At 35.8% G+C, this 15,592-nt stretch carries 13 protein-coding genes and 1 pseudogene; 8 read left to right on the forward strand and 6 right to left on the reverse strand.

The annotated features are described in order from the left end of the window. Nucleotides 1-55: 55 nt before the first annotated feature. On the reverse strand, nt 56-1,792 hold the full coding sequence (locus RTX21_RS07965) for an APC family permease (protein WP_066436421.1): 1,737 nt from the start codon (nt 1,790-1,792) through the stop codon (nt 56-58). 238 nt (nt 1,793-2,030) lie between these two features. Here RTX21_RS07965 and nhaA point away from each other — a divergent pair, with 238 nt between their 5' ends. Together nhaA and RTX21_RS07975 are read left to right on the forward strand one after the other, a co-directional pair. Continuing rightward, complete coding sequence (gene nhaA, locus RTX21_RS07970; protein ID WP_066436418.1) at nt 2,031-3,374, forward strand: Na+/H+ antiporter NhaA; 1,344 nt, start codon at nt 2,031-2,033, stop codon at nt 3,372-3,374. Next, the gene (locus RTX21_RS07975) at nt 3,367-4,653 is read left to right on the forward strand and encodes a DUF389 domain-containing protein (RefSeq protein WP_066436416.1); all 1,287 of its coding nucleotides are present in this window, start codon (nt 3,367-3,369) and stop codon (nt 4,651-4,653) included. Before nhaA ends, RTX21_RS07975 begins: the two co-directional genes overlap by 8 nt. Before the next feature lie 64 nt (nt 4,654-4,717). On the opposite strand, the gene RTX21_RS07980 is transcribed toward RTX21_RS07975, so the two are convergent. Further along, nucleotides 4,718-5,488: a 4-hydroxy-tetrahydrodipicolinate reductase gene (locus RTX21_RS07980; protein WP_034980039.1), complete on the reverse strand. Its 771-nt coding sequence runs from the start codon at nt 5,486-5,488 to the stop codon at nt 4,718-4,720. A gap of 382 nt (nt 5,489-5,870) precedes the next feature. Between RTX21_RS07980 and RTX21_RS07985 the strand changes: the two are divergent. From RTX21_RS07985 to RTX21_RS08000, 4 genes and pseudogenes are all read left to right on the forward strand, one after another. Further along, nucleotides 5,871-7,058, forward strand: a pseudogene (locus RTX21_RS07985) (chloride channel protein); the annotation flags it as partial. Further along, entirely contained in the window at nt 7,038-7,559 is a 522-nt protein-coding gene (locus RTX21_RS18010) for a CBS domain-containing protein (protein WP_262483973.1), read from the forward strand. The pseudogene RTX21_RS07985 and the gene RTX21_RS18010, both read left to right, overlap by 21 nt. An 86-nt stretch (nt 7,560-7,645) precedes the next feature. Then, the gene (locus RTX21_RS07995; RefSeq protein ID WP_157450504.1) at nt 7,646-7,789 is read left to right on the forward strand and encodes a hypothetical protein; all 144 of its coding nucleotides are present in this window, start codon (nt 7,646-7,648) and stop codon (nt 7,787-7,789) included. A gap of 124 nt (nt 7,790-7,913) precedes the next feature. Then, on the forward strand, nt 7,914-8,153 hold the full coding sequence (locus RTX21_RS08000; RefSeq protein ID WP_312766719.1) for a hypothetical protein: 240 nt from the start codon (nt 7,914-7,916) through the stop codon (nt 8,151-8,153). 220 nt (nt 8,154-8,373) lie between these two features. Here the strand turns inward: RTX21_RS08000 and RTX21_RS08005 are convergent, their stop codons facing one another. The 4 genes from RTX21_RS08005 to RTX21_RS08020 all read right to left on the reverse strand — a co-directional run bounded on the left by RTX21_RS08005 (nt 8,374) and on the right by RTX21_RS08020 (nt 13,012). Next, nucleotides 8,374-8,751 (reverse strand): hypothetical protein, encoded by a 378-nt coding sequence (locus RTX21_RS08005; RefSeq protein ID WP_123902433.1) that lies wholly within the window; start codon nt 8,749-8,751, stop codon nt 8,374-8,376. Nucleotides 8,752-9,069: 318 nt separating this feature from the next. Further along, a complete protein-coding gene (locus tag RTX21_RS08010) occupies nt 9,070-11,055 on the reverse strand; it encodes a tetratricopeptide repeat protein (protein WP_051879764.1) in 1,986 nt (661 codons plus the stop codon). Between the two features lie 461 nt (nt 11,056-11,516). Continuing rightward, nucleotides 11,517-12,209, reverse strand: coding sequence for a LytR/AlgR family response regulator transcription factor (locus tag RTX21_RS08015; protein ID WP_034972688.1), 693 nt, complete (start codon nt 12,207-12,209; stop codon nt 11,517-11,519). Beyond that, on the reverse strand, nt 12,206-13,012 hold the full coding sequence (locus RTX21_RS08020) for a sensor histidine kinase (RefSeq protein WP_245750484.1): 807 nt from the start codon (nt 13,010-13,012) through the stop codon (nt 12,206-12,208). Before RTX21_RS08020 ends, RTX21_RS08015 begins: the two co-directional genes overlap by 4 nt. 203 nt (nt 13,013-13,215) lie before the next feature. On the opposite strand from RTX21_RS08020, the gene RTX21_RS08025 reads away from it, so the two are divergent. Together RTX21_RS08025 and RTX21_RS08030 are read left to right on the forward strand one after the other, a co-directional pair. Continuing rightward, on the forward strand, nt 13,216-14,388 hold the full coding sequence (locus RTX21_RS08025) for a metallophosphoesterase (RefSeq protein ID WP_034974110.1): 1,173 nt from the start codon (nt 13,216-13,218) through the stop codon (nt 14,386-14,388). A gap of 515 nt (nt 14,389-14,903) precedes the next feature. Next, nucleotides 14,904-15,533: a Crp/Fnr family transcriptional regulator gene (locus RTX21_RS08030; protein WP_034972690.1), complete on the forward strand. Its 630-nt coding sequence runs from the start codon at nt 14,904-14,906 to the stop codon at nt 15,531-15,533. The last annotated feature ends 59 nt before the right edge of the window (nt 15,534-15,592 follow it).

Genomic DNA, 15,592 nt, shown 5'->3' on the forward strand with positions numbered 1-15,592 from the left:
AATTAATAAAATCTTCTATTCTATGTTTTTATTCTTCTTCAATCAAAATTAAAATCTAAAGAATAAGCCTGACTCCTCCAAGTTCATCAACTCTGTAACTGAATTTTTCCCCGGGACTGCTGATAAACATGAAGTTCTTTGGGATTCCCCATTTGTTACTAAGCTCTTCCACAAGTTCAGGCGTAAAGTTGCCCAAAATGGTAATATACTCCATATCGACCTCAGGATAGGCACGGTCCAAAGTGTCAAAATCAGCGAGGAATTTTGGATCCGGTTGCTGTTGTTCTTTTAATACCGTAACGATCTTCATCTTGTTTGTCACCTCATTTTCGTGCAGGTACATCATCACCTTATTAAGGGTTGCTATATCATCACCTTTTGAGAAGAAAACAAAATCCTGCTCATAGAGTTTTTTCAGGCTTCGGTACAAAGATCTTTGTCTTGTGAGCGTGTATTTTTTATAGTTCTTCGACAGCGACTGCAGCAGATTAACAATAAAATGCATAATATCCTTTCGCAGCAGCATAGCCAAAATGATCAGTACCGAAGGAATAAAATATTGCAGAAAGGTGACAAGATATTGTGGCTTGGTCATGATGTTCCCATATAAAGCAATGATTATGGCTGCAAAAGCCAACAGCACAACTCCGGGTTTGGCGTATTCCGGACGTGGCAGACGAGACCTTCTGAGTTTAAGCAGGATATTTCCTAACGCAAATGATGCCATGACAGTCAGGAAAGACAGGGCATAAACAGCGGCAAGTGGTGCCAATTGTCCTCTGGTCACCAATAGCACTGAAAGACATAACAGAAAGAAAAGGATCAGGATCCTGTATGTACTGCCCCTTTTATTTTCCTTCAGAAAATAATTTGGTAATATTCTATCCAAAGTCATCCTTTTGATAAGACCATTGACCCCAACAAATGAAGTTAATACCGCACCACTTAAAACAGAGACCGCATTGATCGAAATGATCGTAGCGAGCCATTTTCCACCAGTCAAAGTCCCAATATAACTTAAGAAAGAATTTTGGTGTGATTCTACTGCCGATATGGGAATGATGCATATCACAAGAAATGCAATCATCGGGTTTAGCACTGATACTGCGATCCACATATTTCTTAATGTTTTCGCAAAAACACCTCGCTCCTGCTCCTCCACAAAATTTGAAGAGCTCTCAAAGCCTGAGATCCCAAGCATAGCAGCTGAAAATCCAAAGAAAATAGCGGTTAAAATACTTCCATTTCTGGCAGGAAGATGGAAATTGTCGATCAATATTGAGAATCCGTGCTGCCAGACAAAGAAAAAGCAGGAACCAATTAACAGTCCCATTGTTGCAAGATGGAAAACAAAAATGACCAGGGCAACCACTGCACTTTCAGAAATTCCTAAAATAGTCAGCTCTAAAAATATGAGCAAAAGCACGAATGTTGCTATATTCACATTGAAATATGGCAAAATATGATGTAGGTAGTGCATCGCCTCGCTTGAGGAGATTACTGCCGTTGCCATGTAAGATAATATGGTAAGACAGGCTGCAATAGACGCATTACTTTTCGTTGTAGTATTTAACAATACGTTATATGCACCACCATTGAGGGGCAATGCTCCGACCACCTCGCCATAGATCTTTCTGAATAGAAATAGTACCACGGCCACCATCAAAAGAGCGACCCATGCATACTGACCTGCCGCTACAATAGCCAGAGCCGAAACATACAGACAAGATGAAGTTATATCATTGCCGCAGATCGCAGTGGCATACCATTCACTAAGCTTTTTTGTTGACATTTTTTTATAGATTAATGAGATTTCAAGCGTATAATATTAAACAAATTAATTTTAAAACGTTCATTCTTTTCTGATAATTAACTTTAAAATTACAATTGACCACATATGACATATTCTTTTTAATTCTTTACAAATTTCCGAGCTAAATATCTAAGTATATTAAAAATAACTTTCGCAATGTTCCTCTATTTTTCCCTTTAGTATTCATAAATTTGCAGTTATCTATATTAAATAAACTATGATCAAAAGTTACCCCACAAAGCCGATCGACAAGATCACACAGCCCGTTCAGCGATTTATCCAACAGGAAAAGTCGGGAGGATTACTTTTAGGGATCAGTGTGATCATTGCTTTGATTTTGGCCAATTCAGCATTATCCGATGGCTACCATCATTTTCTGGAGCAGACCTTTGGATTTCAATGGAATGGGGAAAGTTTTTTCGATTTTACCGTCCATCACTGGATCAATGACGGATTGATGTCTGTTTTCTTTTTCGTGGTGGGGCTTGAGCTTAAACGGGAGATAATCGGTGGGGAGCTTTCCAATCCGCGAAAAGCCATGCTTCCGATAGTTGCGGCAGTTGGGGGAATGGTAATGCCGGCATTGATCTTCCTGCTACTCAATACGACCGGGGAAATGCACAAAGGTTGGGGAATACCTATGGCCACGGATATTGCTTTTGCATTGGGCGTGCTTTTTCTGTTGGGAAAGAAGATCCCACTTTCCCTCAAGGTATTTTTAACTGCCTTGGCAATTGTGGATGATTTGGGAGCAGTCCTGGTAATCGCATTTTTCTATACATCGAACATTGAAATGACGTATTTGCTGATAGGACTTGGCATTCTTGCAGTGATGTACCTGGGGAATAAGCTTGGCGTCAGATCGATCCTTTTTTTCGCATTCCTTGGCATCTGCGGTGTATGGACATGCTTTGTAATTTCAGGCGTTCACGCCACGATCGCTGCTGTCTTGGCTGCTTTTACCATTCCGGCAGATGTGAAGATCAAGGAAAATCTGTTCATCGCCAAGATCAGCAGCTATCTGGAAAGGTTTAAAAATTTAGACCCTACTGAAAATACACCTACATTGACCAACGACCAGCTGCATGTTCTGGAAAAGATCAATGAGGCGACAAATGCCGCCACTCCTCCCCTTCAGATACTGGAACACGCGATGCATCCCGTTGTAACTTTCGTTATCATACCGATTTTTGCAATAGCCAATGCCGGTGTATCTTTAAATATTGACCTTAACAGTTTATTTGACACCAATATCGCATTGGGTGTGGCATTGGGATTGTTGGTCGGAAAGGTCTTAGGTGTTGTAGGCTTCACTGCTGTTTTTATTAAACTAAAAATTGCTCAATTACCTGAGGGGATGAATATCCGTAATCTGCTCGGACTTGGTTTTCTGGCATCCATTGGATTTACAATGTCCCTGTTTGTAACCTCCCTTGCCTTTAGCCACGAAGAATACCAGACACAGGCAAAGATCGGCATATTTGCAGCCTCCTTGATCGGAGGAATTATAGGCTATATCATTCTTAACCAAGATTCTAAACCAACTCAAACCGATGAATAATATCTTTAATTTTATTAATCTTCACAATGGTGAAGAGAAAAAGGATAAGGTACTGGAAAATGTCACGTCCAATATTTCATTCAGAGGTTCCAATCTCTGGATCCTAGCCTGTGCGATCATTATCGCATCCATAGGCCTTAACGTCAATTCCACTGCGGTTATTATTGGGGCCATGCTTATTTCTCCGCTAATGGGTCCTATTGTCGGAGCAGGATTTGCGCTTGGAACCTATAATTTTCCTCTGCTTAAGAAATCTTTTAAGAACCTTCTTATTGCAACGGTAGTAAGTTTATTGGTTTCAGGATTCTATTTTTACATAAGTCCCTTCAAAGATGTACAATCAGAACTTTTGGCAAGGACTGCACCCAACATCTACGATGTTCTGATCGCTTTTTTTGGAGGACTGGTAGGTGTCATAGCCATAACAAGGGTAGAAAAAGGAAATCCTATTCCCGGTGTTGCCATTGCAACGGCATTGATGCCTCCCCTGTGTACGGCCGGATTTGGTCTTGCTACTTTTAATTTTTCTTATTTCATCGGCGCATTCTATCTTTACAGCATCAATTGCTTTTTTATATGCATTGCTACTTTTCTTGTCGTGAAATATCTGCATTATCCTTCCTCTATTGTCGACAACAAATATGAAAAAAGGATCAGATACAGCATATCGCTGTTAATACTGGTAATGATCGTTCCCAGCTCGTATTTAGCCTACAACCTGTACAATGAAAAGAAATTCACGAAGACCGCAGAACTTTTCCTCCAAAAAGAATTTGAAAAGAATGGATATACATTGATCTATAAAAAGATAAACTACAACGCCAATCCCAAAACCATCGACGTTGCATTCCTAAATAAAAAATTCACTACTGAAGAGATCAAGTCTTACAACAAGATGCTTTCTGATAACGGGCTTGCAAACACAAAGATCAACATCAGGCAAAACAATTCCGATCTGAAATCAGAGATACTGAGTGAGATCAACAAAAACAATACAAACCTGTCAGAAAAGGACATAGCTTTATCCAGCCTGCGGTCAGAACTCGACAATTATAAAGTTTCAGACTCCACATTACGCAAAGAGATACAAATCCTATATCCGGATATGTCCGGCGTTTCCTACGGAAAAATTGCCCAATATCCTGAAACGGACAGTGTAAGGCTGCAATTCGTGATGATTTATTCGGGAAAGAAAGTGAATGAATTACAGCTTAAAAGCTGGCTTGAAAAAAGGCTGAATGAGAAAAATGTCAAACTTTTAAACAATACTGAAAACTAGATTAAAATAGCCTTCAAAAAATGCCATTCCAAAATTGGAATGGCATTTTTTCAATTGATAGATTTTAAGATAACATATCTGGAGTCTGAGCGAAAAAGTAAGGTCGCAGGATGTCTTCAAAATTATATAATCCTTTCAGTTTGCTTTTAAGGTTCTCAGCGACAAATAATGCACCGCTTCCAAATGCTTCCCGTGATATGGATTCGTGGACAAGACGAACGGTCTGGTAGGGAAACCCAAATATGACCTCGTGTTTTCCAACGATACCGCCAGCCCTGACAGAGTTGATGCTTTCTGTCTCTATATCCAAAGTTTCCGCAATTTTCACTGCTGTTCCCGACACGCCGGATTTGGCTTTGAAGTGTTCCTCGACCACCTCTATATCAACACCAGGCGCTATATTTTTTAACAGCGATGCCGCAAACAGCAGGTAGTTGACGCCTAATGTGATGTTTGGCGACCAAAACACCACAGTGTCAGTTGCAAGTTCTTTCAGAACTTTGATCTCATTTTCTCCGTAATGCGAAATGGCTGAGATGATCTTGATCTTTTTACGGGCTGCGACCTTGCCATAAAGATGAATGCTTTCTTCGTTGGAAAAATCAATAACAAAGTCTACAGGATGATCCTCAAGTAATGTTTCAATGTCCGTGCTGCTTTGAGAATAGATCAATGCGTCATCCGATGCTGAGATTCCAAGAATATCTTTTGCAGAAAGCTTATTCAGCATATCAGTTTTCTTCAGAACCCATTCCAATGAAAAATCCTTGTGCTGAAGAATAACATTTGCAACCGCTTTACCTGCCTTCCCAAATCCTAATAATCCTATTTTCATAATTACAATTTTTATATTTTTAATTGATGATTTCGAATAATTGACCGTAGTAAGATACAAAAAAAATGAAAGATCGTTTTCTACCATACTTTTAGGATACAGATCTTATTGATTTCGCAGATATAGAGATGCCTATCCCATAAGCTTTTGGTATATTTGCAATAACCCTAAAAATTGCGCATTCTAATCAAGATCCTAGCGCAAATAAAAGCGATTATAGTAAGTGAATATCAACAATAAAAAAAGATATATAAGTTTTCTCAGGTTCAAGAGGGACTTCCAAAAATATGGACTTGAAAAGGCCCGCAGCTATGAATTGATCCTCCACTGGCTCAACAACAGGCTCAGCCGCAGCCAGTTTTTACTTCTCTCCGGAATTCTAGTGGGCTGTACAGCAGGTCTGGCTGGTGTCCTGCTGAAAACAATAGTACACAATATCCATTTCTTTATCACGAACAAGGTTCATTTTGAATATCAGATCCTGTTCTATATCATTTTTCCGTTTTTGGGAATCGTATTGACAACCAGCATCGTATTGACGATATTCAAAGGACAGGACAGAAAAGGGATAGGTGCCATATTGTATGAGATCGCTCAGAATTCGAGTATTGTCTCATCCGTTAAGACCTATTCACAAATTGTCCAAAGCGCGATAACCGTAGGCCTCGGAGGATCTGCCGGTTTAGAAAGCCCTATCGCTGTGACTGGTGCTGCCATTGGTTCCAATTATGCGCAGACTTACCGCCTGAATTACAAGGAACGAACACTACTTTTGGCAGCCGGAGCCACAGCTGGTGTTGCCTCGGCTTTCAACGCTCCTATCGCAGGGGTCATGTTTGCCTTTGAAATCCTACTGACAGGCGTGGTCTTTACGGATTTTATCCCGCTGGTAGTTGCTGCGGTATGTGGTAGCCTCTTATCCAGAATTCTGCTTCAGGAAGATATCCTTTTTAGGTTCCATACCAGAGAAGCATTTGATTACAGGAATCTTCCCTACTATCTTATATTAGGTATTGTCACAGGACTGTATGCAAGATATTTTTTAATGGTTTCCCAAAAGGTAGAGCATTTTATAAAAGGTTTGAAAATGTCCAGATTGCGGAAGGCAATGCTGGGCGGTGCCATCCTATCGTTACTCTGCGTGCTTTTTCCGCCACTATTCGGCGAAGGGTATGACACAGTCAAGGCCTTTACCAATGGCAGTACAAACTCGATCATTGAAAACAGTCTCTTTAGATACTTTGATATCAAAGAATAGACGATCATTGTATTTCTGGTTTGTGTATGTCTGTTAAAAGCTTTTTCAACATCTTTCACCATTTTCAGCGGTGGAAATGGAGGTAATTTTGCACCATCACTTTTTGCAGGAGGAACCGTCGGATTTTGATTTGCCGTAATCTGCCAGCAGATCGGCTTTAAGGACGTTCCTGTATCAAACTTAGTTCTGGTAGGAATGGCCGGTGCGATGAGTGGTGTCCTTTACGCCCCGCTAACTGCCATCTTTCTAATTGCTGAGTCCAGTTTTGGATACGACCTTTTTATACCTTTGATGATCGTTTCAGTGATCTCCTATCTCATTGCAAAATGGTTTTCACCAATATCCCCAGAACTAAAATCTTTGGCCGACCAGGGTAAGATTTTTACGAATCAGCATGACGAGAATCTTCTTTTCTCACTCCATACAGAAGATTTCATTGATAGATATTCCCAAACAATTAATGAAAATGCTTCAATAGAAGAATTGTCTGATTTAGTTAAGAACGGGAACAAGAATTTTTTTGCAGTTATCGATAATGATAAAAAGTTGAGAGGTATCTTAACTTTAGACGATATCAGACCTTATTTTTTCAATGATGAAAATTATTTGCCGCTTACGATAACAAAAATAATGAGAGCCCCGGCAGCTTTCATCCATCCCGAAGATAAGCCGAGAGAGATTCTCCAGGTCTTTGACAATACGGGTACGTGGAGCTTGCCTGTCGTCGATCAGCAGAATATCTTCCTAGGGTTTATTTCGAAATCATCGATTTTAATGAGTTACAGGCAGTTGCTGAAAGGATACTCCAATTAAACATTACTATCAAAAGGATCTTAAATTATGTACCTATTAGTAGACAATTGGAGTAGGAATGAATTTTGTTATGATTGAGAAAAAAAATGGAAGGAAAGCAATTATTTAATTACGAAGACAGCGAAAGTAAAGATAATTCAGCTGAAGACAGACAGAAACCTGATGTCAATATTTTTTTAAAAGTCATTCAAATTATCTTGAGCATCATCTTAGGCGCAATGCATGTTTAAAAATTTAAATATTTCATATTGGTTTATTGGAGGGCTTATCATTTGGGGAATTATCGCATTACTGAGAAGGAATGGAATAATCGTACCTCTCAATGATCATCTTACTGATCTATACAGTGTCCCTATGTTCAGCTATACTACAATGAAAATCATGAAGCTCACCTATTATCCGGATTGGAGACCGGATCTGAAGTTTTTGCTGGGAGCAGCACTTAATCTGACCATTGTATTTGAAATTATATGTCCGTTACTATCAGCAAGATATACAGCTGATTTTATGGATATTATCTGCTACTTTTCAGGTGCGCTAATATATCATTTAGTATTACAGAGAATTTATTATGTAGATTCAAAATCATTGTAATTGAATTCAAGGCCATCAATACGCTAAGGATACGTTACTGTGGTCAGGAACAATGTATTTCTTAAAATGTGAGGCTCTTTTCTGTAGAACCCTGTATTACTGATCCTATGCTTCTCTTTTAAGATATTCCATGACACGCGTCGCCGTAAGGCCATGAATCAAAATTGAAAAGAGGATCGTTAAAGAAACAGCAGCCCACAATTCATCCTGATGGTCAAAATTATATTTGCTGAAAGCAAATGCAAGATAGAATATCGAACCCATTCCACGGATGCCAAAATCCGATCGCCAGCCTTTCTTTGTTTTTCATTTTTGATGAATTCAATGCCAGCCATCCAAAGACAGGTCTTACTATTAAAAGGAAAGCTACTCCGTCATTTAGTCCAGGCTCTGATGTGAGCGCAAATTTGGTCTCTGATTTCATTCCCTCATTTGGAGGCCCCACCTGTACATCCGATGCGAGAACAGGATCGGTTGGAGCAATAACAGTACCCAGCAATACTGCCGACGCAAGACCTAAACCTAAACCTAAAAAATAATACCCCGTTGCCGTTGCTGCACCAATACATAATAACATGGTAAAACCTACCAGTATCAATGGTGATGATCAGCTCTTGAAAGAAAATTTAAGTTCGATCTTGATACCCGTACCCATAAGCGAGATAATAACAATTAATTCGGCTAAATGAAGAGTCAGGTTTTCATTTTTTTGAGAGAGCGGATATATGCCTTTTTTTAGTTTTTCCAAAAAAAAGATAATTTTCGAGTTATATATTTCACTAAACCACAGACTATCAAAGATAAAAATTTCCTATTTTTTTTAGATTTATCACTTTAGACCAAAGCGATAGAAATAAAATTAATATATATTACCCATAAAATATATACTTATTAGTTGTTCTTTTGTTATTAACGCTTATTCCTCTTTTAAAAGCTTTAGCCTTCGGTTTATGTAGATTAAAGTATTTTCTCTAAACTCTTCATACCAAGAATCAGACAATATATCTGCAGGGTCTACTTTTTCAAATCCGAAATTCGCACTAATTAATCCTACTTGAATACCAAATTCGCGAACTGCTATATTAGGATATTCTAAATAAGTATGCGTCATTATTGCTACTGCTTCATCTTGAGTGTATTCTTCATCGGGAATCAGTTCAAAAATGGCACTAGGCAAAAAAGACAGTGCGTTCAATATCGCTTCGCCAATTAGATTCATATTTCCAACTTTATAATATTCTTCAATAGCATCACTAAAACCTTTTGCAAAAATCAAATCCATTATCTCATAAAATTCTGACGATATTGAGTGATTTTGGGACATAAGATGATTCAGATACCTGTTCAATGGATAAGTTTGTCGAAGGGTTAAATATTTATCATAATGCAATAGAAATTTTAATAAGTCTTGTAATTTTAACACACATTTTGTAAGTGTACTTGAATCAGCAAATTTGACGATTGGAGTATACTTTTTAAGCAATACAAGAATTGTTTTTTCGTCATGAATTTCTTTAGCTTTAATCAAATAGTATAAGCTTTTGAAATGGTTATCTAATTCAAGTCGATATTCAAAAAATTCAATAGCAGTATTCTTTAAATTATCATCTTTCTCAAAATTAGAAGCTAATAAATTAGTTTTAAAATCAAGCATAAATAAATTCTCGGGATCAATGCTCAAACCTTTATCAATAAAGTATAATGATTCATCAATCTTACCGAGTTTCTCATAAGTATATGCAATCCAAAAATATCCAACCGGATATCCATTCATCATTTCTTCTTCCTGTTCATTTGATTTTAACATGAGGGATAATCCCTCGGTATGTTTTTTATAAATATGAGAGAGGGTTACACCTTTGCTAAATAATGCCTGTGGAAGTTTGGGATTAATTTTTAAAGCTTTGTCATAACAAACAATTTCTTCCTCATGATTATGTAAGTCATAGTATATTGAGCCTAAATTTTTCCATGCTTGGGCATTGTTTGGATTTATCTTTAAGCATAGTTTATATTGTTGAACAGCTTCTTCCAGTTTACCCAAACTTTTTAAAGTATTAGCAAAATTGTAATGTCTAACTTCATTATCATTTCCCTCTAAAAGATACTTATAAAAAATATTTTTCGCTTCAATGAGCTTGCCTTTGCTTCCTGTTGCAGCACCATCTTCTGCCAAAATACAAGCTTTTGTTAAATATTGATTTTCTGTACCAGCATTTTCAATACATTTATTAATCGTTTGTAATGCATCCTTGTAATTAAAGGACATATATTGACTATGTGCCAAACCTTCAAGTATTACTACATAATTTTTATGTTCTTCCTTTAAAAGGCTTCTAAAATAGAAAGAAGCATCCTCATATTTACCAGCATAATAATTTCGCCAAGCTAAAACCTCTGTATTCGACAATTCTGTATATTCTAATGCTCTTACGCCGTCAATTAATGTTTTTATGCTAAAAATATCTTGAACATATTTTGTAACAACATTCCAATCAATCTGACTTAACTTATTAGCCCTTGGAATATTAATCCTAACCATTTTTTGTACTTTAGTTAGGTCAAGATTTAAATCGTTGTACCAATACCAATAAGCTTCCTTGTCCTCTTGCACGTATGCAACCAGCAAGACAGGTTCAAGTTTAGTATTAAACAATCCTAATGTTGACTGTTTAATAGATATTGAAACATGTTCTTTGTTAGATTCTTTCTCTTTGCTTTTTAATTGTACAGAAAAATTTAATCCTGTCACTTGTCCATTTACAGATATGTGGGTTATGTAATCTATTCCATAGTCGTGGTCTGGTTTATCTGCAAACCATTCATTCGGCAAATAATTATTATAAAACTTGTTGGACTCTGTTTCTAAAATGTGGTTTCTATGTCTGTTTGGTTTGCTCATTGGAATAAAGTTCTCGACTCAATTAGTGATGAGCATAAAAATACATATTGCGGTAAACATATAAAAATTATCTACAGGGTATCATAGTGTCTCAACTTTATTTTGCATCCGATCGAAAAGATAAGTGGGATAATTGCATTTCCTCAAAAGATATTTTTTTCCACAAAACAAAAAAATTAATTTTATTGTTCATAGAGAAGTAAAATTAATTTTTCAGTGTAAAAATAGGTCTGGTACGTTTAAGTATATAGTAAAAAATAGTTTTGCAAACTTGATTACGCATTGTTATTAGGAGAAAAGTCCAAAGTACGATAAGATATTTTAGGATTTTTGCTTAGCAAAACATAGCTTAAATACCATATAATACGTTCAAAATATTATCAAGCAATTCCAATAATTATTATTGCCTCATTGGGTTTTGTTGAACTTAAATTGGCGAGATAAAGAATGTAACAGATAAACTATCTTAACAATTTTAAAATATTTATCTTAAACATTTTCCCAATTGGAATTTGGTAATTTGAAATAAATATAATGTTTCCTTCTATACTGTTAATCTGCTTTGGAGCAACGGCAAATGATTTATGAACTTGCACAAAATCGTTTTTGGGCAATTGTTCTAAAAAAGTAGAAAATTTTTCACGAATGGTAATGGTTTCAGTCGTGGTTATTATTTTGGTATAGTTGCCCGTTGCTTCTATGTATAAAATATTTTCTGTTTCCAGTTGAATGTGTTTTTTATTGCTTTGGACAAAAATTCGGTTAGAACCCTCACTTTTTTCATTAGTTACAACCTTTTGATTAACAGAACCAATCGCTTTATTTACAGCTTTTAAAAACCGTTCAAAACCAAAAGGTTTTAGCAGGTAATCCGAAATGTTGTATTCATATCCTTCCAGAGCGAATTCCTGATAAGCAGTTGTTACGATTACCTTGGGTGGGTTTTGCAAGATTTTCAGAAATTCAAAACCTTTCAAAACAGGCATGTTCAAATCTAAAAAAATTAAATCTACTTTGTTTTTGCTCAGATAATCAAAGGCTTCCAAAGCATCATAACAGTTTTTCATCAACTGCATATTCGGCAATAAATCGCAATATCCTTTAATGATGTCGTGGGCAATATGTTCATCATCGATGATTAAATAGCTTATCATAATTGTTTTAAAATTAGTTGGGCTTGATATACATTTTCTGTTTCCGAAAAAGTCAATTCGTATTGATTGGGATAAATTAATTCTAATCTTCTTTTCAAGTTTTTCAAGCCAATTCCTGATTGGTTTTCGGCTTTATCATAATTATTTTCAATGGTGAAACATATTTCTTTTTGAGATGTAGTCAAACTCATTTTTATATACGCATCCTCTCTTAAATTTTCTACGCCGTGTTTGAACGCATTTTCTAAAAGAATGATAAATAGCAGTGGAACAACTTTCCGATTTTCATCAATTTTACATTTAAAATCAACGTTTATCTGTTTGTGGTAACGCATTTTGTGGAGTTCGATATAGTTTTTCAAAAAATCAATTTCTTCCTGTATTGTAACTGTTTCTTTTTCGCCTTCATAAATGCTGTAGCGCATCATATCTGAAAGTTTCAGTATCAATTCTTGTGCTTTTTTGGGGTCTTTTGCAATCATACCGTACAAATTATTGAGCATATTGAAAAAGAAATGCGGACTGACCTGGCTTTTCAAAAGCATTAATTCGGCTTTGGTTTTTTCGTTTTTCAGTTTGGAAATAAAAATAATCTGACGAACTAGCCAAAAAACACCCAAACTAAATAGAAACAAGTAATAAAAAACAACAAGAAATACGACATTTGGATGGTAATTTCCTAAAAACATAACGGATTTATCTCCCGTAAAAATCACTTCATAAACCGTGATTATTACAGGAACAATTGCCATTAATAAAAGCGCAATCACAATCCATTTATTATTTTTTTTCAGAATCATCATACTGCAATATTACAACTATAAATTGCCCAGCGCAATAACGTTGACAAACAACCCTTACAATGTTTTGAACCTTTGAAAATGAGTGATAAAAGCAATTTGAGTTGATGCAAATACTGTTTGTCCAATTGCAGAAGTCGTTTGTCACAAAGGTTTTGAAAACGGAATCAGCTTTTTTAGGTTTGCTGAAATTAAAATTAAAGAAAATGAAAAAACGAATTTTTAGATATTTAAAACATATTGTAGTTACCTTTCTGATACTTGGTGTTTTGGCAATCTCATTTGGGTTGTATCACGGAGCCAGTTTTCGGTATGCAGAAAATCCTGAAATGATGAATTGGGATAAAGATGGCCCATATATTTTTGATAAAAATGACAGCGTTGTAACTGAAAATTACGTCAGAGGAAATCAAGATGATGGATTTTATTTACACCAAAAAGATTATCCTTTGGATTCAAAAATCTCAACCTATTGCTATTTTCCATTAGATTCAACACGATTTGAATTTACCATCAACAACAAAATCGAAATCCCGAAAAATACCTATAATGACAACTCTAAAATTTTAGCTATTTCTGATATTGAAAGCGGTTTTAAAACTTTTCGTGATTTTTTGATTACCAATAAAGTCGTTGACAATAAGCTAAATTGGACATTTGGAAATGGACATCTTGTTTTGCTTGGAGATTTTGTGGACAGGGATTTTTCTACTACGCAAGTTCTTTGGTTTATTTACAAATTGGAGCAAGAAGCAAAAGAAAAAGGTGGAAATGTTCATTACATTTTGGGAAACCACGAACTGAAAAATATGCAGGGAAATTTTGAAAATACTTCACCGAAATATTATCACGTTTCTTCTATCCTAAAGAAAAAACAAACCGATTTATATGGAATTAATTCCCATCTTGGAAAATGGATGTCGAGCAAAAACGCGATTGAAAAAATCAACGGAATTCTCTTTGCCCACGGCGGAATACATCCAGATTTAGCAGGTTATAAAACAAATCTGGACGATATCAATCAAATTATCCGTAGCAATTATTATAAACCTTACTATCCGAATCCGCAGAAAAACTTGGAGCAATTGTTAATTTCTTCTCACAAAGGAATTGCTTGGTACAGAGGTTATTTTAAAGATAATTTGACCCAGGAAGAAGTAGAACGAGGATTAAATAAATTCAGTGCAAAATCAATCGTTGTTGGGCATACACTACAATCAAAAGTCAATAGAAAATACAAAGAAAAAGTAATAGGAATTGATGTAAAACACCCAAAAGATTACTCTAAAAGTCTTCCCAACCAAAAATCAGAAGGTCTGTTGATTGAAGGAAATAAATATTACAGAGTTTTGCATAATGGAGAAAAGAAAGAGATATAGAATGAACATTTTTATATTGAATCACCAAAAAACACTATTTAATCTAAATGTGTTTGCATTGCAGGTGTATTTACTATTGGCATTGATTTATCTTAGACCAGTTAAATCCGTTGCATTCGTAGCACGCAACGGAAACTAAACTACTAACCATTTTTTTATTTAATGGTTTCTAATTTCTGAATCATTGTTTTTGCAGCTTCTGAATTTGGTTCTAACGCTAAAGCTTTCTGATATGATTTTAAGCGACGATATACTTTATTGTATCAATTCAATATCAATAGAATTTCACCAGATCATCACAAAAAACGGAGATTTTGTTTTAATTATTCACGTTGAATTATAATTTAAACATCATATAATATCCTCAAAATGTTATCTATATCTGTCAATAAATGATTTGAATAAATTCCTTTGGAGCTCACCAACAGCCAAATGGCGCCTGCGGAAGACAGTTGGCGCTATTTCTTGTTTGTGTTAATAGAAATTTACATAATTTTATTTCCTAATTGAAAAAAATGAACAACCCCGTTTTATTAAAAGAATTTCCTAATTCAAAAGATTTGCTGGATAAACTCTACCAAAACGGTATTACAAAGGCCTACCGCGAAGGCGACATCATTCTCGATGAAAACGCTTCTATCCGCTCTATTCCTATTGTGATGAAGGGAATGATAAAAGTAATGCGTACCGAGGAAGATGGTCGGGAGATTTTGCTGTACTACATCAAAGCCGGAGAAAGCTGTATTATGTCTTTTCTTGGCGGTATGCATAAAGAAAAAAGCATCGTAAAAGCCGAAGTGGAAGAAGATGCCGAAATTCTGTTTTTACCGGTGGATAAAGTTTCGCTTTTTATTAAAGAATATCCCGAATGGCTCGACTATATTTTCAGACTGTATCACAAACGCTTTGAAGAATTGCTTGATATTATCAACGCCATAGCCTTTAAAAAAGTAGATGAAAGACTTCTTAATTTATTGTATAAAAAATCGTCAAACCTTAGTTCAAAAACTATTATTATAACCCACGAGCAGCTTGCCAACGAATTGGGAACGGCAAGAGTGGTGGTTTCCAGACTCTTGAAACAACTCGAAGATTCAGGAAAATTAAAACTTGGACGTAACAAAATCACACTTTCAGAAAATTAATTATTCTTATGTAACAAAAGTAGCGGTACGTGTTCTACAAGATTTTCAATTTTGCATCA

Origin of the sequence: Epilithonimonas sp., from assembly GCF_032054305.1 — a bacterium.
In the GTDB taxonomy this organism is placed as follows: Bacteria; Bacteroidota; Bacteroidia; order Flavobacteriales; family Weeksellaceae; genus Epilithonimonas.